Below are 22,167 nucleotides of genomic sequence, written 5' to 3' on the forward strand. Positions count from 1 at the left end.
ACATAGAGGTTGTCGCGGGCGCCGATGCGGATGCATCAACGCCGCTGGCACGGACGCAGGCGATGGAAGGTGAAAGGCGCGGGACCGTCAGGCTCAACGGCTTACTCCGCTTCGGATTCAATATTGAGATTGACGGCACGGGCCGGCACCACGGTCGAGATGGCATGCTTGTACACCATCTGTGTCACTGTATTGCGCAGCAATACGACGTATTGATCGAACGATTCGATATGGCCCTGCAATTTAATGCCATTGACCAGGTAGATCGAGACAGGAACATGCTCTTTGCGTAATGCATTGAGGAATGGGTCTTGTAACAGTTGCCCTTTGTTGCTCATAACAGCTCCGTTTGTTTATGTTGTTGTGTAAGAATTGGAGGCGACTCGCTTGATTTCAAGTGCTCTCGCACCTCTCTCACAGAGAAAGATGCTCTACAGCTACTGTAACCTGTTTTCACGATCGCTGTCGCGCATGGCGCATTAACACTTTATTATTTTGGCGTTAATGCCCATGAATGGCAATATTATTTCCTGCTGGCGCCGCATTATCACTGCGGCGCCTTAATATGCACTTAATTGCGCTGATTTACGTGTCCCTTACTTGCTTGGCGTACGTGCAAACGGATTTTTACCGGTACGCAGTTCAATCCGCAATGGCGTGCCGACCAGTGCAAAGGTATCGCGAAAATGTTTTTCCAGATAGCGCTTGTACGGGTCGCCGACAGCGTCGAGCGCATTGCCGTGAATCACGATCACCGGCGGGTTCATGCCGCCCTGGTGGGCATAGCGCAGCTTCGGACGGATCGAACCCTTGCGGCGCGGCTCCTGCTTCTCCACCGCTTCGATCAGGGCGCGCGTCAGCTTCGGCGTCGACAAATCGCACATCGCGGCTGCATACGCGGCGTTGAGCGACTTCATCAGCGGACCGATGTTGGTGCCCTTCAGCGCGGAAATGAAATGCATCTGTGCGAATGACAGGAAATCGAGCTTGCGGTCGATATCGATCTTGATCTCGTCGCGCTGGTGCGATTGCAGGCCATCCCACTTGTTGACGGCAACTACCAGTGCACGGCCCGATTCCAGGATAAAGCCGGCGATATGCGCGTCCTGTTCCGAGATATCCTGCTGTGCGTCGAGCATCAGCACCACCACGTTGGCTTCCGAAATCGACTGCAGCGTCTTGACCACCGAGAATTTCTCGATCGCTTCGAACACCTTGCCGCGGCGGCGGATACCGGCCGTGTCGATCAGGGTGTATTGCTGGCCGTCGCGCTCGAACGGAATCTCGATCGAGTCGCGCGTCGTGCCCGGCATGTCGAAGGCGATCACGCGCTCTTCACCGAGCAAGGTGTTGATCAGCGTCGACTTGCCCACGTTCGGACGGCCGACCAGCGCGATCTTGATGCCACGGTCGGCTTTTTCCAGCTCTTCCGGCTCATCCGGACGCTGCGCGAACGCCAGGTCCAGCATCACTTCGACCAGGTCGTTGACGCCGTCGCCGTGCGCGGACGAGATCGCATACGGATCGCCCATGCCCAATTCATAGAATTCGGACACCACGGCCGTATAGCGCATGCCTTCGCTCTTGTTGACCACCAACAGGACCGGGCGACCGCTCTTGCGCAGGAAGTCGACAATGGTCTTGTCATGCGGCGTCAGGCCCTGGCGGCCATCGACGATGAATACCACCACGTCGGCCTCGGCCACGGCCTGCTTGGTCTGCAGAGCCATCTGGAACATGATGCCTTCCTTGGCGACGGGTTCGAAACCACCCGTATCGATGACCAGGAAGGGACGTTCGCCGACACGGCCTTCGCCATAGTGACGATCGCGCGTCAACCCAGGCAAATCCGCCACCAGCGCATCGCGCGAGCGGGTCAGACGATTGAATAAAGTCGATTTCCCAACATTGGGTCGACCTACTAGTGCAATTACCGGCTTCATTTGTATTACTCGACCGCGAGAGCGGTCACTGTCCCTGATTGGGTTTGAAAAATCAAATTCGAACCGGCAACGACAGGAACCGAAACAATCGGGCTGCCGTCGGTGCTGACCCGACCTATTAATGCGCCATCTTCCCGTGACAGGAAGTGGATGTAACCTTGATAGTCGCCGATGGCCACGCTGCGGCCATACGATGCGGGCGTGGACAGGCGGCGGCGCGCCAGCGCCTCGTTCTTCCAGGCGCCCTGCCCGCCTTCGCGGGCGAATGCCAGCACGGTGCCCTGGTCATCGGCGGTAAACAGGAAACGCTGGTCGACCGCCACGCCCACATCGGACGAGACCGGCTTGGTCCAGCGCGGCACGCCCGTGGCGGCGTCGAAACAGCCGGCTTTGCCCTGGTACGTGACGGTGCACACTTCGCCTTCGAATACCACTGGCGTGCCGGCGATGTCGGAGACGCGTTCGAGCTCAGTGGCGCCGCGCGGTTCGCTGACCACGGTTTCCCAGCGCACCACGCCGGTGGCCGCCGTCAGCGCCACCAGCTTGCCGCCCGGCTGGGCGACGTACACATTCGTGCCGCCGAGCACCATGCCCGGCGCATTGCGCAGGGTCAGGGCTGGCGTCGTGCGCTGTACCACCCATTTGCGCTCGCCGGTTTTGGCATCGAAACCGAGGATGCGGTTGTCGACGCTGCGCACCACGACCATGCCTTCGCCGACCACCGGCGCCGTCAGCACTTCGCTCGACGCCTGGGCTTTCCACAGTTCCTTGCCATCGGCGTCAAACGCCAGCACGGTGCCCTTGGCGCCGCCGACCGCTACCACGCTGCCGTCGGTACCGGCGCTGGACGTAATATCGGTGCCGGCCTTGATGCGCCAGGTTTCACGGCCGGTGGCCGCATCGATGCGCGCCAGCGCGCCATCGGCGTTGACCACATACAGGCTGCTGCCGGACAGGGCCGGAGTGAACGCATACACGCCCGACTTGCCGATCGAATACTTCCATGCTTCGCGCACGGCCATGCTCGATTTTAACTCGACCAGCTTGGCCGGCTCGGTTTTCGGATCTTTCTTGGAAAACGGATTCCATGACGAGCAACCCGCCATCAAGACCAACAGGCTTGCCGCTACCAGTTTTTCAGTGAGACGCATAAATGTTATCCAACCTTTTTCTTGTACTTGTAAGGACTATCAGGCAGCCGCTGGTGCGGTCTTGGCCTTCTCTTCCGGCACGCTGCCGCCGATCGCTTCCAGTTTCACCTGGATCAGCTGGCGACCCGGGTTGTTCTTGTCGGTCGCGGTGAACGCGGCCAGGTAGGCGGTGCGCGCATCGGCCAGCTTGTTTTGCGCGACCAGGATATCGCCCTTGCGGTCGGCCACGGCACCGGCAAATTGCGGCACGCTGGCGCCCGACAAGGCCTTCAGGGCGTCGTCGTAGGCTTTTTCATCGAGCAGCACGCCAGCTAAGCGCAGCTTGGCGATCACCTTGTACTCTTCGTTGCCATGGTCAGCCACCCATTGCAGCTGGGCCTTGGCGGTTTTCATGTCATTCGCGTCGAAGGCCGCCTTGGCCGCAGCCAGGCCACTCATCTGTGCGTACGCCGTGCTGCCGAAGCGCGACTGCATGTCGCCGGCCGCGCGCTGGATCTTGGCCGTGTCCTTGGCGGCGATGGCGCCTTGCAGCTCATCGTACAGCTGGCCTGCCTGCGCGGCCTGCGTGCGCTGGTAATACTGCCAGCCGGCCCAGCCGCTGTAGCCGGCCAGCGCCACGATCAGGACCCAGGAGGTCAGGTTGCCGTAGCGCTTCCACCATGCCGAGAGGGATGCCAGTTGTTCTTGCTCTTCGTGATCGTATGCCATGAGTCGTCAGTGTAATGAGTAGTGGATCGAGGGGTACGCCATGTTGCCACATCGCTGTGGCAACGTAGTTCAATGGTGGTGATGCACATGGCCGCCAGGGCCGTGGTCATGACCGCAATCATGGTCACCGATAATCTGGTCGACCACGTAATCGACGACATCGTCGAACGGCACCGTGTTCTGCTGCGCCGCGCCTTCGGCGTCGCGCATCGCTTTGACGGTAGCGACGTGGTTGGCAACTTCATCGTCGCCGAGGATCACGGCAAACGACGCGCCGCTGGCGTCGGCCTTTTTCATCTGCGTCTTGAAGCTGCCGCCACCATTGCTGGCGGCGCAGTGCAGCACCACGTCCAGGCCGGCGTCACGAATGCGCTCGGCCAGCACAAACGCTTGCAAGTCCGCCTGCTCGCCCTGGTGCACCAGATAGACATCGCACTGGGCTGGCTGTTCAGGCTCGGCCGCGTCTTTCATCAGCAGCACCAGGCGTTCGACGCCCATGCCGAAGCCGACCGCCGGGGTCGATTTGCCGCCGAACATCTCAACCATGCCGTCATAGCGCCCGCCGGCGCAGACCGTGCCTTGCGCGCCCAGCTTGTCGCTGACCCACTCGAACACCGTGCGGTTGTAGTAATCGAGGCCGCGCACCAGGCGTGGATTGATGGTGAACGGAATATTGTTGTGGTTCAAAATCTTTTGCAGGCCGTGGAAGTGCGCCAGCGATTCTTCGCCCAGGTATTCCAGCAATTTTGGCGCGCCATTGACCAGTTCCTGCATGGCAGGATTCTTGGTGTCGAGGATGCGCAGCGGATTGCTGTGCAGGCGGCGCCTGGCTTCTTCGTCGAGCAGTTCGCTGTGGCTTTCCAGGTAAGTAATCAGGTCGGCACGGTGGCGCAGGCGCTCTGCGGCATCGCCGATCGAGTTCAGTTCCAGGCGAATGCCTTCCAGGCCCAGGTCATCCCACAGGCGGCGCGACATCATGATCAGTTCGGCATCGATATCCGGACCGGCAAAGCCGATCGCCTCCACGCCGAACTGGTGAAACTGGCGGTAGCGGCCTTTCTGCGGGCGCTCGTGGCGGAACATCTGGCCTTTGTACCACAGTCGTTTAGGGCCTTCGTAGACGAGGTTGTGTTCGACCACGGCGCGTACCACGCCGGCCGTGCCTTCAGGACGCAGGGTCAGGTTGTCGCCGTTCATCGAATCGGTGAACGAGTACATTTCCTTTTCCACGATATCGGTGACGGCGCCGATGGCGCGCGCGAACAATTTCGTCTCTTCCACGATCGGCGTGCGGATCTGCTGGAAACCATAGCTTTGCAGCACGGACTGGGCGGTGTTTTCAAACAATTCCCACAGCGGCGCGTCAGCCGGCAGCACGTCGTTCATGCCTTTTACTGCTGTAATCTTTTCTGCTTTTTTCTGTTCGGACATGGGGTTCTACTTTTCTGTTTTTATTGGTTCAGGCGGCAGTCGCTGCGCTGTAATGACTCTGGACATACTTCAGGACGATATCCTGGAATTCTTCGACGATGCGCTCACCGCGCAGGGTGACCACTTTTTCGCCATCGACAAACACCGGCGCAGCCGGCGATTCGCCAGTGCCCGGCAGGCTGATGCCGATATTCGCATGCTTCGATTCACCGGGGCCGTTGACGATGCAGCCCATCACAGCCACGTTCATCGCTTCCACGCCCGGGTACAGTTTTTTCCATTCCGGCATCTGCTCGCGCAGATAGGTCTGGATATTGTCGGCCAGCTCCTGGAAGGTGGTCGAGGTGGTACGGCCGCAGCCCGGGCAAGCGATCACCATCGGCGCGAACTTGCGCAGGCCCATGGTTTGCAAAATCTCCTGGCCGACAATCACTTCGCGCGTGCGGTCGCCGCCCGGCTCTGGCGTCAGGGAAATGCGGATAGTGTCGCCGATACCCTCTTGCAGCAACACCGACAGCGCCGCCGTCGAGGCCACGATGCCCTTGCTGCCCATGCCCGCTTCCGTCAGGCCCAGGTGCAGCGGATAGTCGCAGCGCCTGGACAGCTCGCGGTAGACAGCGATCAGATCCTGCACCCCGGAAACCTTGCACGACAGAATGATCTTGTCGCGCGCCAGGCCCAGCTCTTCGGCGCGCACGGCGTTTTCAATCGCCGACGTGATCAGCGCCTCATACATCACGGCCTGCGCCGGCCAGGGCTGGTCGCGGCCGGCGTTTTCATCCATGATGCGCGCCAGCAGCGCCTGGTCCAGGCTGCCCCAGTTCACACCGATGCGCACCGGCTTGTCGTAGCGGCAGGCCGCTTCGATCATCTGCGCATATTGCGTGTCGCGCTTGGCGCCCTTGCCGACATTGCCCGGATTGATGCGGTACTTCGACAGCGCACGCGCGCAATCGGGATAATCGTTCAGCAGCGTGTGGCCGTTATAGTGGAAGTCGCCCACCAGCGGCACGTCGATGCCCATCTTGTCGAGCTGGTCGCGGATATACGGCACGGCCATCGCACTTTCCGGCCGGTCGACCGTCAGACGCACCAGTTCCGAGCCGGCACGTGCCAGTTCCTTGATCTGGATCGCCGTGCCGATGGCGTCGGCAGTATCGGTATTGGTCATCGACTGCACCACCACGGGGGCGTCGCCGCCCACCCAGATCTGGCGCTGGCCGTGGGCGATCAGTACCTTGCGGCTGTCGCGCCGGCTGGACGGGCCGGAGCCGATCGCTGTATTCGAAGTCACCATAATATTATCTTGTCAGTTATTTGATGTTCACGCGGGCAATCGTGCCGCCCGCAATGCGCGGCAGCTCCAGCCTGGCGCCGCGCAGGGTCGCTTGCACCACTTCGGGTTTGCCCACCACCAGCACCGCAGGGCCGGTGATATCAAAGGTTTCCGTGCTGCCCGCCTTGACCAGGCGCGAAATCAGCGGCGTACTGCCAGGGCGGCGAATTTCAACCCAGGAATCCTGTTCCACTTTCAGCACCAGCGCATTGGCGCTGGCGACGGCCGGCGCTGCCGCCGGCGTCTCGGCTGCCGGCGCAGGCACGCTAGCCGGCGCTGGGGCCGTGACTGGTGCCGGCGCACCAGTGCCGGCCCCGGTCCCGGCATCACCGGCCGGTGGCACGGAAATCAGCGGCACAGACGGCGTCTGCACCGGCGACAAATCCTGGCCCGGCTTGATCAGGGTGGTTTCCACCGGCGCGGTCACGCCGCTATGCACGGCGTCCTTGTCGCCATGGGCAAACAGGGCTTCAGGCACATAACCCATTTTATAGGCGCCAAAAGCGGCAGCAGCCACCACCGCCACGGCGCCGGCGATCCACACGCCGGAATGCGAGGAGCGCTGCGTCATCGACGGGAAGCGCGACTCGGAAAACGTGGCGGAAATATCGCGGCGCGCCGGCGTGGCCTGGTGTTCCTGTACCGGCGTCGGCGGATGCACTGCTATCATCGCCACCAGCGGCGCCGCATCGAGCCGCACCACCTTGGCATAGGCGCGCACGAAACCGCGCACCACGGCCAGGTTCGGCAAGGCCGCCATGTCGCCCTCTTCCAGCGCCACCACCTGGCGCGGCGCCAGCTTGAGCTGTTCAGCCACCTGTTCCACCGGCCAGCCCAGTGCTTCGCGCTGCGCCTTCAGTTGTGCGCCTGCCAACGCAAGATTGCCCTGGGGTTGCTGCTCAGGTGTTTCTGCCCGCTCTGAATTCATTGGTATCCCTGTCTCACTCATCAAACGCCCCACTTTGATAAGCAGCATATTCGGGCGAGCCGGAGTGGTGGCGGCGCAATTGCGCTACCAGGCCAGCTTCCGCACCCGCATCTCCGAGCTTATGCCGCACCTTGATCGCTAGCCACAGCACATCGGCCGTCTGGCTTTCCATAATCGTTACACCGCCAAGGCGCTCAAGATAACGCGCCGCCTGCCGGTAGTCCTGTTGTTCGTAATACGTGCGCGCAAGGCCAATGCAAGTGCTTGCCACGCCCGGCGCAATACGCTCCGCGCGCAGCCAGTAAGCGCTCGCACGCGCATAATCCTTCACCGCCAGGCTGCAAGCACCGCCATTGTTCAGCGCCTTTTCCGGCGTCACATAGGCAGCATCTTGCAGCGCGGCGTCAAAATACGCCAGCGATTGCGCCGCGCGCCCGGTCTGGCACAGGAACTGACCATAATTATTGCTCAACTCGGGATTGTGGGGCGCAAGGCGCAATGCGTAAAGAAAATCTTTTTCAGCAGGCTCGGGCTGGCGCATGGCAGCGAGGATCAGCGCACGCATGCCATGAACCTGGGCCTGTGCATTGGCATCGCCCGGCGCCAGAGTAATCGCCTGCTCCACCTCGCTCAGGGCGACGCCGAACTGGCCTTGCTCATAGTAGGCGCTGGCCAGCTGCAGGCGCAGTGCAGCGCGCTCGCGCAAGGAAGCAGCCTGCCCCTTGTCTGCGGTGGAAGCACAGCCGGCCAGCAGCACGGCCAGGCTGACAACAGCCATGGCAAGCGCGCGAGGGTAAGCCATGCCTCCCCGCATCAGGAGCGGATCTCGACGATCTTGCCGAAATTGGCGCCGAACTTTTGCTGGTATTCCGTCATTTTTTCCATCCGCTCCTGCACCCGCGTACGGTCCTTGACTTCGCCAGCGAGCTGACCGCAGGCCGCATCGATATCGTCGCCGCGCGTCTTGCGCACGGTGGTGATAATGCCGCCATCCATCAGCACCTGGGCAAACGCCTTGATGCGCGGGTTTTTCGAGCGGAACAGGCCCGACTCGGGGAAGGGATTGAACGGAATCAGGTTGAACTTGCAGTTCACGCCGAACTCGCGATCCTGCACCAGGGCCAGCAGTTCGCGTGCGTGCTCGTCGCTGTCGTTGACGCCGTCGAGCATGCAGTATTCAAAGGTGATGAAGTCGCGCGGCGCGAATTCCAGATAGCGCTTGCAGGCTGCCATCAATTCCTTCAGCGGGTATTTCTTGTTCAGCGGAATCAGGCCATCGCGCAAGGTATCGTTCGAGGCGTGCAGCGAGACGGCCAGGGCCACCGGCACTTCCTGCGACAGCTTGTCCATCATCGGTACCACGCCCGAGGTCGACAGGGTCACGCGGCGGCGCGACAGGCCGTAGGCGTTATCGTCGAGCATCAGTTTCAGGGCGGTGACAGTCGGCTCGAAGTTCAGCAGCGGCTCGCCCATGCCCATCATCACCACGTTGGTGATCTGGCGCTCGCCCTTCGGACCGGGCTCGATGCCCTTGGTGCGGCGCAGTTCGAATTCCGCCATCCACAGCTGGCCGATGATTTCGCCAACGCTGAGGTTGCGGTTGAAGCCCTGCTTGCCGGTCGAGCAGAAACGGCAGTTGACGGCACACCCAGCCTGGGTCGAGATGCACAGGGTGCCGCGATTTTCTTCCGGGATAAATACGGTTTCCACGGCATTGCCATTGCCGACGTCGACCAGCCACTTGCGGGTGCCATCAAGCGAGGTATGGTCGCTGATAATCGCCGGGGCGCGCACTTCGGCGCGCGTAGCCAGCTTGTCGCGCAGCGACTTGGCCAGATCGGTCATGGCGTCGAAGTCGGAGGCGCCAAACTGGTGTATCCAGCGTTGCAGTTGTTTCGCACGAAACGGTTTCTCTCCCAACTCGGCGCAATAAGCGATCAGTTGCGCGGGATCGAGGTCCAGCAAGTTGGTGAGGGTAGTCGTCGTCATGATGTTGCCTATTCTAAAAATCCGTCCCCGCGCGCAGAAGAAACAAGCGCAGCGGAAACGGGTGGGGATAAAGTTATTTCACAGATAACGCCAGGAAATAACGTTATCCAAGGCTATCAAGCCTTCAGTTCTGGGAAGAAGTAAGCGATTTCCACTTTGCCAGCTTCGACAGCGTCCGAACCGTGTACGGCGTTGGCATCGATCGAATCGGCGAAATCGGCGCGGATCGTGCCTTTTTCTGCTTTTTTCGGATCCGTTGCGCCCATCAGGTCACGGTGGGCCAGAACGGCGTTTTCGCCTTCCAGGGCCTGGATCATTACTGGACCGGAAACCATGAAGTCAACCAGGTCCTTGAAGAAGCCGCGCTCTTTGTGCGCTGCGTAGAAGCCTTCAGCTTGTTCGCGCGACAGTTGGGTCATGCGGGCTGCAACGATCTTCAGGCCAGCGTTTTCGAAACGGCTGTAGATTTGGCCGATTACGTTTTTTGCAACTGCGTCTGGTTTGATGATCGACAGGGTGCGTTCGATTGCCATGTGTGAAAACTCCAATAAAAAGAAAGGTTTAAAACAATAATTGATAGTTCAATCAACCTTCGATTTTACCATACTACACCCCATGTCACCCAGCATCGCCGTCACGATCCTGCAACCCAACTGCGTTTAATGCAATCTTAAGCTGGTTTTTTTGCAAAAAAGCGGGGCCATGCTATCCTTGCAGAAAGAAGTAAATCGATTTGACAACACGGAGGCTTTATGAATCAGAACATGCAACGCACCTTTGACCTGTCGGGAGGCATGCAACAAGTACGCCATCAGGTCTTGCGCAATACCTACTGGCTGCTGGCGCTGTCCATGATACCGACCGTGCTGGGTGCCTTTATCGGCGTGCAGATGCACCTGCCGATGCTGACCGGCGGCATGGGCTTCATCATCTTCATGGTGGTGGCCTTCGGCTTCATGTACGCGATTGAAAAAACCAAGAACTCGGGCCTCGGCGTCGCCGTCCTGCTGGGCTTCACCTTCTTCATGGGCCTGATGCTCACACCTATCCTGACCCGCACGCTGGGCTACTCGAACGGCGGCATGCTGATCATGACAGCCTTCGGCGGCACGGCCACCATCCTGGCCGTGATGGCGACGATCGCCACGGTATCGAAGCGCGATTTTTCGGCGATGGGCAAATGGCTGTTCGCCGGCGTGATCGTGCTGATCCTGGCCTCGATCGCGAACATCTTCCTGGGCCTGTCGGCACTGTCGATCGTGATCTCGGTGGTGGCGATTGCGATCTTCTCGGCCTACATCCTGTATGACGTACAGCAGATCATCAACGGCGGCGAGACCAACTACATCTCGGCCACCCTGCGCATCTACCTGGACGTGTACAACATCTTCACCAGTTTGCTGTCCCTGCTGGGCTTCGCCGGCGGCAGCCGCGATTAAGCGCAGTCGCAAAAAACGTCCATGGCTGCGTTGCGGCGCCTTGCCCTGAACGTTTTTGCGAAGCGCTTATCCTTGGAATGATGCAGCAATAAAAACCGGCTTCGGCCGGTTTTTTTACATATCTACGTTTGTACATAGAACAATTCTTTTTGGAAATAACAAGCGATGCACCTCTATAATGGTCCGTCTCCCCTTGACACATCCCCACCATGACCCTGAACACGCTCCTGATTGTCACTGTCGCCAGCATTGGTATTTCTTGGTTGATACACAAGATGAGCGGAAAATTTCCGCCACTGGCGGCGCTGCTGCTGCTTGACGTGGCGTTCAGCGTGGTCGTGTTCGGCATGCCGACGACGGCCGGCGGTACGCGCATTACCGATGAGCAGGTCGCGATCTGGCTGGCCGTGATGGCGTATGGCGCTTTTCTGGCGCAGTACGTCAGACAGCTACCCAAGGACGCTACGCAAGTGCTGGGCTTGCTCGGCTTGCTGGCGCTGGCGTATTGGTGCGGGCAGACACTGATCGGCGGCATGTCGCTGGGCGCCGTTTATGCGAGCCTGCCACTGGCCTTGTTGTTGGGCTTTCTGTACCGGGTGGGCGGCATGCTGCGCACCAACCTGCAACACCAATACCGCATGCTGAAGGGCGGCGTGGTCAACAGCACGCATTACCGGTCAAAGACCATCACCATCGCTTACCAGCCCGGCAGTGAACTGGTGCAACTCGACCTGCTGCCCGACACTATCGAAGACGAAGACGGCAACGCTCTGCCGGTGCAGCGCCAGCGCCTGGCGTTGCCACTGCTGGCCACGCGCAAGAGGAGCAGAGCTGATACCACGCCTTTGCTGGTGGCTAGTGTCAGCGCCTGGTTTCGTGAAAAAACCCAAACAGCTCTGCGTACGTCCAACACCACCCACTACGTGCCCGGTTCGATCGCGACCGGCTACAGCGGCGCCGACTCGGTTACCGTGCATATTCCCGCCACCACGGTGACCACCACACAATTGAGCGGCGGCACCTACGAAAGTGGCACGGGCTTCGGTACCTTGTGGATGACCATCACCAGCGACGGCCAGACGCGGCGCCTCAGTTTCGCGACCAATCTCAGCACAGGCAATGCCGTTGAAGAGACCTGCAAGGCGATTGCCGCCCATGTACAAGCGCCGCTCGATGCACAGGAAGCGCAGCTCGCCGCTGCCGCCGAACAACAGCGCCTGCAAAAGGAACAGCAGCAGCGTGACGACGACGCGGCGCAAGTGCAGCAAGCTCATGCAACGAAAGAATGCGCAGCTGCTGCCGCGCAGGAAATCGTGCGCGCAGCCGGCTTGAGCACCTTGCCTGAAGAAGTGTTCATCCACTATACCGGCAACAAGCAGGGTGGCGTGAGCGAATTGATCGCCGCCGACCGCCACGGGCGCGGCGTGCTGGTGTATGAGAATGGCGCCAGTACCTGGCAAGGCCCCTGGGCCGGCGCGCAAGTGTCCTGCGACGAATTCTGCTTGCACATCAAGCTGGTGGATGCAGCTTACCGCCAGCAGCACCTGAAAGAGCGGCGCGCCTCGCTGCTGCGCAAAGAGGGCAAGCTGGTACGCCAGGAGTGGGCCGACCGCATCAGCATCCTGAGCGGCCAGGCACCTGCTTAAACCAGGTCGAACACCGCCATCGATTCCACGTGCGAAGTATGCGGAAACATATTGACGACACCAGCTTTGCTCAATTTATAGCCCGCTTCCAGCACCAGGATGCCGGCGTCGCGCGCCAGGGTCGACGGGCTGCACGATACATACACGATACGTTTCGGCAGCATATCGGGGCGCACTTGCGCCAGGCCGACCAGCGCCTGGCACAGGGCCATGGCGCCGTCGCGCGGCGGATCGACCAGGATACGGTCAAACTTGCCCAGCGCGATCAGGTCTTCAGTGGTGACTTCAAACAGGTTGCGGGTCGAGAACGAAGTTTTTTCCGACAGGCCATTGGCCAGCGCGTTTTCCAGCGCGCGCTCGGTCAGGGTGGTGCTGCCTTCGATGCCGACCACTTCGCTGCCTTGCGTAGCCAGCGGCAAGGTGAAGTTGCCCAGGCCGCAGAACAGGTCGGCCACGCGGTCGGCAGGCTGCACTTCCAGCAGGCGCAGCGCTTTCGACACCAGCACGCGGTTGATATGATGGTTCACCTGAGTAAAGTCGACCGGCTTGAACGGCATCCTGACGCCGAACTCGGGCAGCAGATAGTGCAGCTGCCGGTCGAGCGGATAGAACGGCACGGCTGTTTCCGGGCCTTTCACCTGCAACCACCATTGCACGCGGTATTCGTCGGCAAATGATTTGAGCTTGCTTTCGTCGTCTGCCGTCAACGGCGCCATAATGCGCAGCACCATCGCCGTGACATCTTCACCGATGGCCAGCTCGATCTGCGGCATCTGGTCGAAGATCGACAGCGAACCGATCAGCGCGCGCAGCGGCAACAGCATGTTTGATATATGCGGTGGCAGGATTTCGCAGCTGTCGATATCGGCGACAAATGCCGACTTCTTTTCGTGGAAACCGACCAGTACCGTTTCTTTTTTCTTCACGTGGCGCACCGACAGGCGGGCGCGGTAGCGGTAACCCCAGGTCGGGCCATACATCGGGCGCATGATGTTTTCGGCGCGCACCTTGCCGATATGCCACAGATTGTCTTCCAGCACGCGCTGCTTAATGGCGACCTGGGCCGATGGCTCCAGGTGCTGCATCGAGCAGCCGCCGCAATAATCGAAATGCTTGCACTTAGGCGTCACGCGCAGCGACGACTCGCGGTGCAGCGCCGTCATGCGGGCCGCTTCCCAGTTTTTCTTCTTTTTGAACGTCACGAAGCTGACCCGTTCGCCCGGCAAGGCGCCTTCGACAAACACGACCTTGCCCGGCGAGCCGTCTTCATTCTCGATATGGCCGACGCCGCGCGCGTCCATGTCGAGCGATTTGATTTCGATGATATTTTCTTGCATAGCGATCAATAGGTAAAAGTGGGCCAGGACACAGGGCCGCGCTGAAACTTGAAGGAGGATGGAGAAAGGTCAGGCGCCGCGAGCGGGGCGTATGATAGCAGATGCAGGCCCGCAGCGACCGGGCCAGAGCGTCTTACAACAGCGAATCGCGCACCACGCCGCGTGCCGCCATCGCCCGTTTCAGCTTGATCAGGGCTTCCTGCTGGATCTGGCGTACCCGTTCGCGCGTCACGCCCATTTCCTCGGCCAGCGTTTCCAGCGTGGCCGGATCGTCGTTGTCGAGGCCAAAGCGGCGCATGATCACCACGCGCTGCTTGTCGGGTAGCTTGCCGAGCCAGTCGCGCACCAGCAACGTCATTTCATGGTGTTCGGCGCGCGCGTCGGGGCTGTCTTCGGCCGCGCCGGGCAGCATGTCCATCAGGGAAGACTGCGGGTCGTTGTCGAGCGGGGCGTCGAGCGAAGTCGCGTGTTCGGACAAAGCCAGGATATCCTGCACCTCTTCCACCGGCCGGCCCACCAGATGGGCGATGTCTTCGGCCGACGCATCCTTGCCGTCGTGGTGCTGCGCTTCAAGATGGTATTTGCCGCGCAGGATCTGGTTCAGTTCGCGCACCATGTGCACCGGCAGGCGCACCGTGCGCGCCTGGTTCATGATGGCGCGTTCGATGCTCTGGCGTATCCACCAGGTGGCATAGGTGGAAAAACGGAAACCGCGCTCGGGCTCGAACTTGTCGATGGCGCGCATCAGCCCGATATTGCCTTCCTCGATCATGTCGAGCAGCACCACGCCGCGATTGATGTAATGCTTGGCGATCGACACGACCAGGCGCAGGTTGTGCTCGATCATGATTTGCCGCGCGTCGAAATTGCCCTGCTTGGCCAGAGTCGCGTAATGCACTTCCTGCGTCGCCGTCAGCAGCGGGCGCGTGCCGATCTGGTTCAGGTAGTGCTGGGTGGTGTCGGTCGACAGTTCGGCCGCCAGCACTTTTTTCAATTCGTCGACGCTGTCGACCAACACGCTGGCGACGGCCGCGTCACCAGTGTCGGCCTCGGCAGTATCCATGCCGTCAAACTCGCCTTCATCCTCCGCCAGCAGCTCGTCCACCACTTCGTCGTGCGGGTCCGGTTCATCGGCATGCGGATCGTGCGGCGCGTTTTTCATTGCTTTACCTAACGGTTAGGCAGGAACCTGGACGGATCGACGGGCTTGCCCTGCTGGCGGATCTCAAAGTGGAGCTTGACGCGGTCGGCATCGGAATCGCCCATTTCGGCAATGGCCTGGCCCTTGCTGACGCTCTGCCCTTCCTTCACCAGAATGCTGCGGTTGTGCGCGTAAGCCGACAATAAACTGTTACTGTGCTTCACGATAACAAGATTACCATAACCCCGGATGCCGCTGCCAGCGTACATTACTTTTCCGGCGCCAGCGGCCACCACTTGCTGGCCAGCCTTGCCGGCAATATCGACGCCCTTGTTCTTGCCTTCGTCGAAAGTGCCGATCACCTTGCCCTCGGAAGGCCACATCCAGCTGAGCTTTTCATCGCCACTGGCAGGCAGGGCAGCGGCCGGCGCTGCCGCAGGGGCAGCAGTCACGGCCGGTTTGGCTGGCACGGCCAGCGGCGCGGCCGGTGGTGTCTCGGACACGCCTGCATCGCTGCGCAATTCGGCCAAAGTGGCATCGGAATACGGCCGCTTCTCGCCGCGCGGACCATTCTTTTTCGGCACCACCGGCGCGGCAGGGCGTACTTCGGTGACAGCCGGCATGACGATGGCCGAAGTCTGGGCGCCGCCCGTGTCGCCGGCCGGCGGCAGCACGCGCAGCACCTGGTCGACCTTGATGTCGTTCACATCGCTGATGTTGTTCCAGGCCGCCAGGTCGCGGTAGTTCTGGCCGTGTTCGAGTGCAATTCGCAACAACGTGTCGCCGCGCTTGACGGTGTACAGGGCGGGATCGCGGTCGCGCGCCTCGCTCGCTGCCGCGGTGCCCGGCGCATGCTGGCGTTCGACCACGGGCGCCTGCACGCCGGTGGTGCCGCAAGCGCTGAGCAGCATGGCCAGCGTGATGCCGCTGAGGAGTAGCTTGGTTTGTTTCATCATTCGCATGTCGTTATCTGTCCTGCTTGCTGGCTGATCCGCGGATCAGATGGTGCCCGGGCACAAAGGCACGAAATGGCAGTCTTCCAGGGTTTCGCTGGTCCACTCCATTTTTCCTGCCCGGGTAATGAGTTGTAAACGCTGTAATTTGTCGCCCACCGGCGCTACCAGGCGCCCGCCTATCGTCAATTGCTCCAACAGGGCTTGCGGCACTTCCAGGCCGGCTGCGGCAAGGATGATCCCGTCAAAGGGCGCCGCCTGCGGCAAGCCTAGCATACCATCTCCGTACTGCAAGCGCAGGTTCGGCACGCGCAATGGGCGCAAGTTGGCCTTGGCCAGCTCATGCAGCGGCTTGATGCGTTCGATGGAAAACACCTCTTTCGCCACCCGCGACAGCACCGTCGCCTGGTAGCCGCAGCCGGTGCCGATCTCGAGCACGCGCTGCAGGGGGCCGCCATTGCGCATCACTTCGATCATGCGCGCCACGATATACGGCTGGGAAATCGTTTGCTGGTGGCCGATCGGCAGCGACGCATCGATATACGCCTGCGAGGAAAATGCCTCGTCGACGAACAGGTGGCGCGGCACGGCCTGCATGGCGTCGAGCACCAACTGGTCCTTGACGCCCTGCCGGGCGATGCGTGCCACCATCGCGCGCCGCACAGCGTCCGAGACCAGCGGGTTTTGCCTGGCCGTCGCCGCGGGGGCTGGTTGCGCCCGTTGATTGGCTATCGCCTGCGCGCGCGACGGCGTGATGCCGTTTGGCGCGCCGTAAGCTGGCGCACTGCCGCGCACGGCGTTTTGCGCCTTGTTCTGGGTCGCCGTTTGCGGCGTGGCGATGCGCGACTGGGCCAGCGTGGGTGCGGCACCCTGGCGCTGTGGCTTGCCGGAAAGGGCATCGAGCGATAAAGGAAAACTGCGAGGAACACTGCGCGGTTTGTCGCTCATGCCAGGCCTTTCGACAACGCGTCGAGTTGCGTCACATGGGTCAGGTCGATCTGCAGCGGCGTGATCGACACCTGCCCTTGCGCCACCGCATGAAAGTCGGTGCCGGGGCCGGCTTCGCGGGTGGCACCCACCGGGCCGATCCAGAAGATTTCGCGCCCGCGCGGATCGAGCGCGCGTATCACCGGCTCGGCCGAATGGCGCTTGCCCAGCCGGGTGGCGCTGATGCCCTGCAGCTGATCATATGGAATGGCGGGAATATTCACGTTCAGCAGATACGGCTTTTGCAGCTCGTCAAAACGGCGCTCGACAATGTCGCGCGCCACGCGCGCGGCCGCATCGAGATTGACCCAGCCATACTCGGCCTGTGAAAAGGCGATTGCCGGGATGCCGAACAGATAGCCTTCCGTGGCGGCCGCCACCGTGCCCGAATACAGGGTGTCGTCGCCCATATTGGGGCCGTTGTTGATGCCCGACACCACCAGGTCAGGGCGCTCGAGCATCATGCCGGTCAGCGCCACGTGCACGCAGTCGGTCGGCGTGCCGTTGACATAATAAAAGCCGTTGCCGGCCTTGTGCACCGACAGCGGCCGGTCCAGCGACAGTGAATTGGAGGCGCCCGAACGGTTGCTGTCGGGCGCCACCACCACGATCTCGGCTATCGGCGCCAGCGCATCGGCCAGCGCGGCCAGGCCCGGCGCCAGGTAGCCATCGTCATTACTGATTAAAATTCTCATGCCAAGATTTTACCCGAAGCAACGCCCGTACTGCGTATGCAGACCATGCAATAGGGCATTGTTTGTATTGCTGGCCAATGACCCGCCCTTTCATGCCAGAAACAGACTTATTTACGCCAGATTCTGGCATAAAAAGCGCGTAGCCTTGCAGAATTGAATTTTTCCAAGCCGTTGAATATAAAAGAAAATTAACCGGCACCAGCGTACCGGCCAGAACTGTAGCTAGGACTTCGCTGGCAGGTTGCGGAAAAACTCGATGACCTCGGCAGTCTCACGCGTGCGCTTGAACGGCGGCAGGCTTTGCCAGATGCGCTTGCCATATGGCTTGGAAATCAGGCGCGGATCGCAGATCATCAGCACGCCGCGGTCGCCTTCGTCGCGGATCAGCCGGCCGGCGCCCTGCTTCAGGTTGATGATGGCTTCCGGCAGCGAATGATGCATGAAACCGTTCTTGCCCTGCTTTTCCATCACCTCGATGCGGGCCGCCAGCACCGGATCGTCGGGCGGCGCAAACGGCAGCTTGTCGATGATCACCAGCGACAAGGCGTCGCCGCGCACGTCGACGCCTTCCCAGAAACTCTGGCTGCCGATCAGCACGCCATTGCCGGCCGCACGGAACTGGTCCAGCAATTCGGTGCGGCCACGGTCGCCCTGCACGAACAGCGGGAAATTCAGGCCGCGCTGCTTGAATTCGTCGGCCAGCCGTTCGGCTGCACGTCTTACCGCGCGCAAGGTAGTGCACAGGAAGAAGGTGCGCCCGCCCGCCGCTTCGATGATCGGCAAGGCGCAGTCGATCACGGCGTCGGTATAGCCGAGCGAATTGGGCTGCGGCAGGTTTTGCGGCACGAACAGCAAGCCTTGCTGGCCGTAATCGAATGGCGACGGCCAGGTGTGCGACGGTTCGCCCGTCAGCCCCATCTGTTCGGAAAAATGTTTGAAGTCGTTTTTCACGGCCAGCGTGGCCGAGGTAAAGATCCAGCTGCGCGGCGTGCCTTCGCGCTGGTTATTGAAAATCGGTGCGATCGACAGCGGGGTTTTATGCAACTGCAGCGAGCTGGAGAACGCTTCGACCCAGAACACGGCTTCTTCGCCGGCGGCGATCTTGGCTTTTGGGTCGAACTTCCAGCTCGATAGCTGCTGCGCCAGTTCCACGCCGCGCACGCGGCACTGTTCCAGCGTCTCGGCCCGTTCAGCCTGGGTTTCCAGCACCGCCACCATGCCGTCGAACTCGTCCTTGAGGGTTTCAAGCGCCGGGAAAAAGTCGCTCGACGACGCAATCTGCGGCAAGGACATGCGCACGATATCTTGCGGGAACGTCAGGCGCAGGTCGCGTGCGGCTTTCTCCACCACCGTCACCGTCTTGGCCCAGTCGATGCCGCGCGCATGGGCCAGGCCTTCGGCCAGCACGTCGCGGCACAATTCGAGGATTTGCGAGGTCGACACCGTATTGCCGAAGAACAGGGTGGCGGTATCGGGCAGCTGGTGCGCCTCATCGAAGATGATGGTGTTGGCCGAGGGCAGCAATTCAGCCACGCCGGTGTCCTTCAGCGCCACGTCGGCAAAGAAGAGGTGGTGGTTGACCACCACCACGTCGGCCTGCTGGGCTTCCTTGCGCGCCTTCATCACGAAGCAATCCTGGTAATACTGGCATTCGGCGCCCATGCAGGTATCGCGCGTGGAGGTGACGAGATTCCAGATCAGGGCGTTTTCGGGCACCTTGGCCAGCTCGGCCTTGTCACCGGAACTGGTCATCTTGATAAACCGCGAAATCTCGCGCAAGTGGCCCACGTCGTCGCGCGAGGTCATGCGCCCGTTCTGCAAGGTGCGTTCCAGGTGGTAATGACAGACGTAGTTCGAGCGGCCCTTCAGCAAGGCAACAGAAACCGGCGCCTGCAGCGCGGCGCGCACGGTAGGGATATCGCGCAAGAACAATTGATCCTGCAAGTTCTTGGTACCGGTGGAAACAATCGTCTTGCCGCCCCACATCAGGGCCGGCACCAGATAGGCAAAGGTTTTGCCCGTACCCGTGCCTGCTTCGGCGATCAGGGTAGTCTGGCTGTCGATGGCGTGGGCGATGGCCTTGGCCATCTCGGTTTGCGAACGACGCGGCTTGTAACTGCCCACCGCTGGGCCCAGCGGGCCACCGGCGCCAAACAGGCGCTCGATGTCGGCGTCGTGCTTGCCGGGTTCGGCTGCCACCACGTCGGCTGGCTCGGACAGCAAGCCGTCTTGGCTGGCAGGCAATATTTGGTGATCGGTCAAAATAAACTTAAGTAAGGACTGGACCGGACGCTACTGGCGTCCCTCAGGCGGGCACATCGGGCACCAATTGCATTTTCAGCAAGGTGATATGGTCTTTCAATTGCAATTTGCGCTTTTTCAGGCGCCGCAGTTGCAGCTCGTCATGATGGCCATCCAACACCAGCAACTCGATGACGGCATCGAGGTCGCGGTGTTCGACGTCCAGTTCAATCAGGCGCCGCTGTATATGCTGTGCATCGCTCATGTGTTGCGTTCCAGAGAATGTGGGAGTAGCGCCGGCATCACCGGCAAGGCCGTAGTTTAACCTGCCGCACGCGATACGGCACGCCATTTCAGGGCCGGCACTATCAGGTATCAATTGTCGCCGATAGGCGGTGGCGGTGCGCTGGCGGCTGCGGCCGCACGGGCGGCCTTGGCGGCGGCCTCTTTCTCGCGCTCGGCCAGGCGTTTGGCGACGCGTTCCTGGCGTTTCACCGCTTCGGCCTGCTTGCGCGCAAAATTGGCTTCGCGCGTGGCGCGCTGCGGCGCCTCGGCAGCATCCTGCGCAGCCTGCTGTTTCAGCTCGGCAGCATGCTGGGCCTGGCGCTCGGCCAGGGTCGGCCCGGCTGGCTTGGTCGGCTTCGCTTCCGGTGCCACCACTTTAACGGCCTTCGACGTGGCGGCAGTGCGCTCGGCCAGCTCATCGCGCGCATCCTGTTGCGTGCGCGCCAGGTCGGCGTCACGCAGGCGCACCGATTCGGCCCGCTGGAAATGGCTGGCTTCGACTTCGATGGCGCGCAGGCGCAACAGGGTCAAACGGCGGATTTCCTTGGCCTTGTCCAGGCAGTTGGTCACAAAGAACCGGTCATAGCACACCAGTTCGCGCGCCGCATAGGTACTCTCGGCGGCGGCACGTTCGCTGGACACCTGCTTGAGCTTGGCGTTGGCTTCGGCCATCGTCACGGTGGGCGCTACCTGCGGCATGCCCACCTCATCCAGGGCGGCCTTGTCCTGCACGGCGCAAGCCGACAGCAGCAGCGCGCCTGCCAGCGCAGCGCCCAACTTGATACTTGCCATCATTGTCATCCTTTGCATTCCTGCCTCAAACGATCGCGTCGGCTGCGCCGCGCTGTTCTTTTTCCATGTATTCGCGCGATTGCATTTCGACGATGCGCGAGACGGTACGGTGAAATTCATTGGCCAGCATGCCGTTCGTATACAGCTGCTCGGGCGGCACTTCGGCCGACATGATCAGCTTCACCTTCTGGTCATAAAACACATCGATCAGCCAGGTGAAGCGGCGCGCCTCGGACGACTGCGCCGCCGACATGGCCGGTATTGCCGACAATATCACTGTATGAAAGCGGCTGGCGATTTCAAGGTAATCATTTTGCGAACGTGGTCCGCCGCACAGGGTGGCAAAATCAAACCAGATAATGCCGCCGGCGCGGCGCAGGCAGTGGATTTCGCGGTTTTCGATGCGGATGCGCGCATCTTCGTCGGCCGTCTCGGCGATGCGAACATACGCGTCACGCAGCGCCTTGTCGGTGGCCGCGCCCAGCGGCGTATAGTAGCTGTCCACCTGTTCCAGCGCACGGCCGCGATAGTCAACGCCGGCATCGACATTCATCACGTCGAGCTTCTCTTTCAGCAGCGCGATGGTCGGCAGCATGCGGTCGCGGTGCAGGCCGTCCGGGTACAACAGGTCGGGATCGTAATTCGACGTCATGATAAAGGACACGCCGTTGTCGAACAGGGCCGACAGCAGGTTGTACAGGATCATCGCATCGGCGATGTCCGAGACGTGGAATTCATCGAAGCAGATCAGGCGGTATTTCTTGGCGATCCGTTTGGCGACCTCGTCGAGCGGGTCGGCCACGCCCTTCAATTCATCGAGCTGCTGGTGCACGCCACGCATGAATTCATGGAAGTGCAGGCGCGTCTTGCGCACCACCGGCACCACCGAATAAAAACTGTCCATCAAAAAGGACTTGCCGCGCCCTACCCCGCCCCACATGTACACGCCTTTCGGCACGGCTGGACGATTGATCAGGCGCTTGAAGGTGCTTGAGCGCTGGCCCTTGTAGGCCACCCATTCGTCAAAGCACAGTTGCAACCGGTCGACGGCGCGGCGCTGTGCCGCGTCGGCCTTGAAATCGCGCTGCTGCAACGCGTTCTGGTAAAACTCTTCTACGTTCATGGGGCTCGATTCAACGCACAAGGGCGCTGGCGGCAAAACAGC

At 61.1% G+C, this 22,167-nt stretch carries 21 protein-coding genes; 2 read left to right on the plus strand and 19 right to left on the minus strand.

Annotation, left to right across the window (positions count from 1 at the left end):
• Positions 1 to 101 precede the first annotated feature (101 nt).
• The 10 genes from hfq to ndk all read right to left on the minus strand — a co-directional run bounded on the left by hfq (position 102) and on the right by ndk (position 10,019).
• On the minus strand, positions 102 to 338 hold the full coding sequence (gene hfq, locus ACQ4WM_RS04525) for an RNA chaperone Hfq (RefSeq protein WP_008450615.1): 237 nt from the start codon (positions 336 to 338) through the stop codon (positions 102 to 104).
• A gap of 258 nt (positions 339 to 596) precedes the next feature.
• Positions 597 to 1,943, minus strand: a complete 1,347-nt coding sequence (der, locus tag ACQ4WM_RS04530) for a ribosome biogenesis GTPase Der (RefSeq protein ID WP_436545494.1) — start codon at positions 1,941 to 1,943, stop codon at positions 597 to 599.
• Between the two features lie 5 nt (positions 1,944 to 1,948).
• Entirely contained in the window at positions 1,949 to 3,094 is a 1,146-nt protein-coding gene (gene bamB / locus ACQ4WM_RS04535) for an outer membrane protein assembly factor BamB (RefSeq protein WP_436545495.1), read from the minus strand.
• A gap of 39 nt (positions 3,095 to 3,133) precedes the next feature.
• Positions 3,134 to 3,802 carry a tetratricopeptide repeat protein gene (locus ACQ4WM_RS04540; RefSeq protein WP_436545496.1) on the minus strand — a complete coding sequence of 223 codons (669 nt, stop codon included), beginning with the start codon at positions 3,800 to 3,802 and terminating at the stop codon, positions 3,134 to 3,136.
• Between the two features lie 69 nt (positions 3,803 to 3,871).
• Positions 3,872 to 5,233: a histidine--tRNA ligase gene (hisS, locus tag ACQ4WM_RS04545; protein ID WP_436545497.1), complete on the minus strand. Its 1,362-nt coding sequence runs from the start codon at positions 5,231 to 5,233 to the stop codon at positions 3,872 to 3,874.
• Between the two features lie 28 nt (positions 5,234 to 5,261).
• Positions 5,262 to 6,530 carry a flavodoxin-dependent (E)-4-hydroxy-3-methylbut-2-enyl-diphosphate synthase gene (gene ispG / locus ACQ4WM_RS04550; RefSeq protein ID WP_436545498.1) on the minus strand — a complete coding sequence of 423 codons (1,269 nt, stop codon included), beginning with the start codon at positions 6,528 to 6,530 and terminating at the stop codon, positions 5,262 to 5,264.
• A gap of 16 nt (positions 6,531 to 6,546) precedes the next feature.
• Positions 6,547 to 7,443: a helix-turn-helix domain-containing protein gene (locus ACQ4WM_RS04555; protein WP_436545499.1), complete on the minus strand. Its 897-nt coding sequence runs from the start codon at positions 7,441 to 7,443 to the stop codon at positions 6,547 to 6,549.
• A gap of 67 nt (positions 7,444 to 7,510) precedes the next feature.
• Complete coding sequence (pilW, locus tag ACQ4WM_RS04560; RefSeq protein WP_436545500.1) at positions 7,511 to 8,299, minus strand: type IV pilus biogenesis/stability protein PilW; 789 nt, start codon at positions 8,297 to 8,299, stop codon at positions 7,511 to 7,513.
• Between the two features lie 11 nt (positions 8,300 to 8,310).
• The gene (gene rlmN / locus ACQ4WM_RS04565; protein ID WP_436545501.1) at positions 8,311 to 9,486 is read right to left on the minus strand and encodes a dual-specificity RNA methyltransferase RlmN; all 1,176 of its coding nucleotides are present in this window, start codon (positions 9,484 to 9,486) and stop codon (positions 8,311 to 8,313) included.
• Positions 9,487 to 9,602: 116 nt separating this feature from the next.
• Positions 9,603 to 10,019 (minus strand): nucleoside-diphosphate kinase, encoded by a 417-nt coding sequence (gene ndk / locus ACQ4WM_RS04570; protein ID WP_183675977.1) that lies wholly within the window; start codon positions 10,017 to 10,019, stop codon positions 9,603 to 9,605.
• Positions 10,020 to 10,238: 219 nt separating this feature from the next.
• On the opposite strand from ndk, the gene ACQ4WM_RS04575 reads away from it, so the two are divergent.
• Together ACQ4WM_RS04575 and ACQ4WM_RS04580 are read left to right on the plus strand one after the other, a co-directional pair.
• A complete protein-coding gene (locus ACQ4WM_RS04575) occupies positions 10,239 to 10,925 on the plus strand; it encodes a Bax inhibitor-1/YccA family protein (protein WP_436545502.1) in 687 nt (228 codons plus the stop codon).
• Positions 10,926 to 11,200: 275 nt separating this feature from the next.
• Positions 11,201 to 12,571: a hypothetical protein gene (locus ACQ4WM_RS04580; protein WP_436545503.1), complete on the plus strand. Its 1,371-nt coding sequence runs from the start codon at positions 11,201 to 11,203 to the stop codon at positions 12,569 to 12,571.
• On the opposite strand, the gene rlmD is transcribed toward ACQ4WM_RS04580, so the two are convergent.
• From rlmD to zapE, 9 genes are all read right to left on the minus strand, one after another.
• Positions 12,568 to 13,908 carry a 23S rRNA (uracil(1939)-C(5))-methyltransferase RlmD gene (rlmD, locus tag ACQ4WM_RS04585; RefSeq protein WP_436545504.1) on the minus strand — a complete coding sequence of 447 codons (1,341 nt, stop codon included), beginning with the start codon at positions 13,906 to 13,908 and terminating at the stop codon, positions 12,568 to 12,570. The two genes, ACQ4WM_RS04580 and rlmD, sit on opposite strands and share 4 nt — an antisense overlap.
• Before the next feature lie 133 nt (positions 13,909 to 14,041).
• A complete protein-coding gene (rpoS, locus tag ACQ4WM_RS04590) occupies positions 14,042 to 15,070 on the minus strand; it encodes an RNA polymerase sigma factor RpoS (RefSeq protein WP_436545505.1) in 1,029 nt (342 codons plus the stop codon).
• 8 nt (positions 15,071 to 15,078) lie between these two features.
• On the minus strand, positions 15,079 to 16,005 hold the full coding sequence (locus tag ACQ4WM_RS04595) for a peptidoglycan DD-metalloendopeptidase family protein (RefSeq protein WP_436545506.1): 927 nt from the start codon (positions 16,003 to 16,005) through the stop codon (positions 15,079 to 15,081).
• 42 nt (positions 16,006 to 16,047) lie between these two features.
• Positions 16,048 to 16,950 (minus strand): protein-L-isoaspartate(D-aspartate) O-methyltransferase, encoded by a 903-nt coding sequence (locus ACQ4WM_RS04600; protein ID WP_436545507.1) that lies wholly within the window; start codon positions 16,948 to 16,950, stop codon positions 16,048 to 16,050.
• Positions 16,947 to 17,684 (minus strand): 5'/3'-nucleotidase SurE, encoded by a 738-nt coding sequence (surE, locus tag ACQ4WM_RS04605; RefSeq protein ID WP_436545508.1) that lies wholly within the window; start codon positions 17,682 to 17,684, stop codon positions 16,947 to 16,949. The genes ACQ4WM_RS04600 and surE overlap by 4 nt, the downstream gene beginning before the upstream one ends.
• 222 nt (positions 17,685 to 17,906) lie before the next feature.
• On the minus strand, positions 17,907 to 19,928 hold the full coding sequence (gene yoaA, locus ACQ4WM_RS04610; protein ID WP_436545509.1) for a DNA repair helicase YoaA: 2,022 nt from the start codon (positions 19,926 to 19,928) through the stop codon (positions 17,907 to 17,909).
• Positions 19,929 to 19,989: 61 nt separating this feature from the next.
• Entirely contained in the window at positions 19,990 to 20,190 is a 201-nt protein-coding gene (locus ACQ4WM_RS04615; RefSeq protein WP_065310554.1) for a YdcH family protein, read from the minus strand.
• 110 nt (positions 20,191 to 20,300) lie between these two features.
• Positions 20,301 to 21,005, minus strand: coding sequence for a hypothetical protein (locus tag ACQ4WM_RS04620; protein ID WP_436545510.1), 705 nt, complete (start codon positions 21,003 to 21,005; stop codon positions 20,301 to 20,303).
• Positions 21,006 to 21,027: 22 nt separating this feature from the next.
• On the minus strand, positions 21,028 to 22,125 hold the full coding sequence (zapE, locus tag ACQ4WM_RS04625; protein ID WP_436545511.1) for a cell division protein ZapE: 1,098 nt from the start codon (positions 22,123 to 22,125) through the stop codon (positions 21,028 to 21,030).
• Positions 22,126 to 22,167 lie beyond the last annotated feature (42 nt).

The sequence above is a fragment of the Janthinobacterium longum genome, assembly GCF_051380735.1.
Classification (GTDB): Bacteria; Pseudomonadota; Gammaproteobacteria; order Burkholderiales; family Burkholderiaceae_D; genus Janthinobacterium.

What these genes read in the sequence shown, in the direction of transcription:
- hfq (WP_008450615.1), bottom strand. Translation starts at nt 338, where the DNA reads ATGAGCAACAAAGGGCAACTGTTACAAGACCCATTCCTCAATGCATTA.
- der (WP_436545494.1), bottom strand. Translation starts at nt 1,943, where the DNA reads ATGAAGCCGGTAATTGCACTAGTAGGTCGACCCAATGTTGGGAAATCG.
- bamB (WP_436545495.1), bottom strand. Translation starts at nt 3,094, where the DNA reads ATGCGTCTCACTGAAAAACTGGTAGCGGCAAGCCTGTTGGTCTTGATG.
- ACQ4WM_RS04540 (WP_436545496.1), bottom strand. Translation starts at nt 3,802, where the DNA reads ATGGCATACGATCACGAAGAGCAAGAACAACTGGCATCCCTCTCGGCA.
- hisS (WP_436545497.1), bottom strand. Translation starts at nt 5,233, where the DNA reads ATGTCCGAACAGAAAAAAGCAGAAAAGATTACAGCAGTAAAAGGCATG.
- ispG (WP_436545498.1), bottom strand. Translation starts at nt 6,530, where the DNA reads ATGGTGACTTCGAATACAGCGATCGGCTCCGGCCCGTCCAGCCGGCGC.
- pilW (WP_436545500.1), bottom strand. Translation starts at nt 8,299, where the DNA reads ATGGCTTACCCTCGCGCGCTTGCCATGGCTGTTGTCAGCCTGGCCGTG.
- rlmN (WP_436545501.1), bottom strand. Translation starts at nt 9,486, where the DNA reads ATGACGACGACTACCCTCACCAACTTGCTGGACCTCGATCCCGCGCAA.
- ndk (WP_183675977.1), bottom strand. Translation starts at nt 10,019, where the DNA reads ATGGCAATCGAACGCACCCTGTCGATCATCAAACCAGACGCAGTTGCA.
- ACQ4WM_RS04575 (WP_436545502.1), top strand. Translation starts at nt 10,239, where the DNA reads ATGAATCAGAACATGCAACGCACCTTTGACCTGTCGGGAGGCATGCAA.
- ACQ4WM_RS04580 (WP_436545503.1), top strand. Translation starts at nt 11,201, where the DNA reads ATGAGCGGAAAATTTCCGCCACTGGCGGCGCTGCTGCTGCTTGACGTG.
- rlmD (WP_436545504.1), bottom strand. Translation starts at nt 13,908, where the DNA reads ATGCAAGAAAATATCATCGAAATCAAATCGCTCGACATGGACGCGCGC.
- rpoS (WP_436545505.1), bottom strand. Translation starts at nt 15,070, where the DNA reads ATGAAAAACGCGCCGCACGATCCGCATGCCGATGAACCGGACCCGCAC.
- ACQ4WM_RS04595 (WP_436545506.1), bottom strand. Translation starts at nt 16,005, where the DNA reads ATGATGAAACAAACCAAGCTACTCCTCAGCGGCATCACGCTGGCCATG.
- ACQ4WM_RS04600 (WP_436545507.1), bottom strand. Translation starts at nt 16,950, where the DNA reads ATGAGCGACAAACCGCGCAGTGTTCCTCGCAGTTTTCCTTTATCGCTC.
- surE (WP_436545508.1), bottom strand. Translation starts at nt 17,684, where the DNA reads ATGAGAATTTTAATCAGTAATGACGATGGCTACCTGGCGCCGGGCCTG.
- ACQ4WM_RS04615 (WP_065310554.1), bottom strand. Translation starts at nt 20,190, where the DNA reads ATGAGCGATGCACAGCATATACAGCGGCGCCTGATTGAACTGGACGTC.
- ACQ4WM_RS04620 (WP_436545510.1), bottom strand. Translation starts at nt 21,005, where the DNA reads ATGATGGCAAGTATCAAGTTGGGCGCTGCGCTGGCAGGCGCGCTGCTG.
- zapE (WP_436545511.1), bottom strand. Translation starts at nt 22,125, where the DNA reads ATGAACGTAGAAGAGTTTTACCAGAACGCGTTGCAGCAGCGCGATTTC.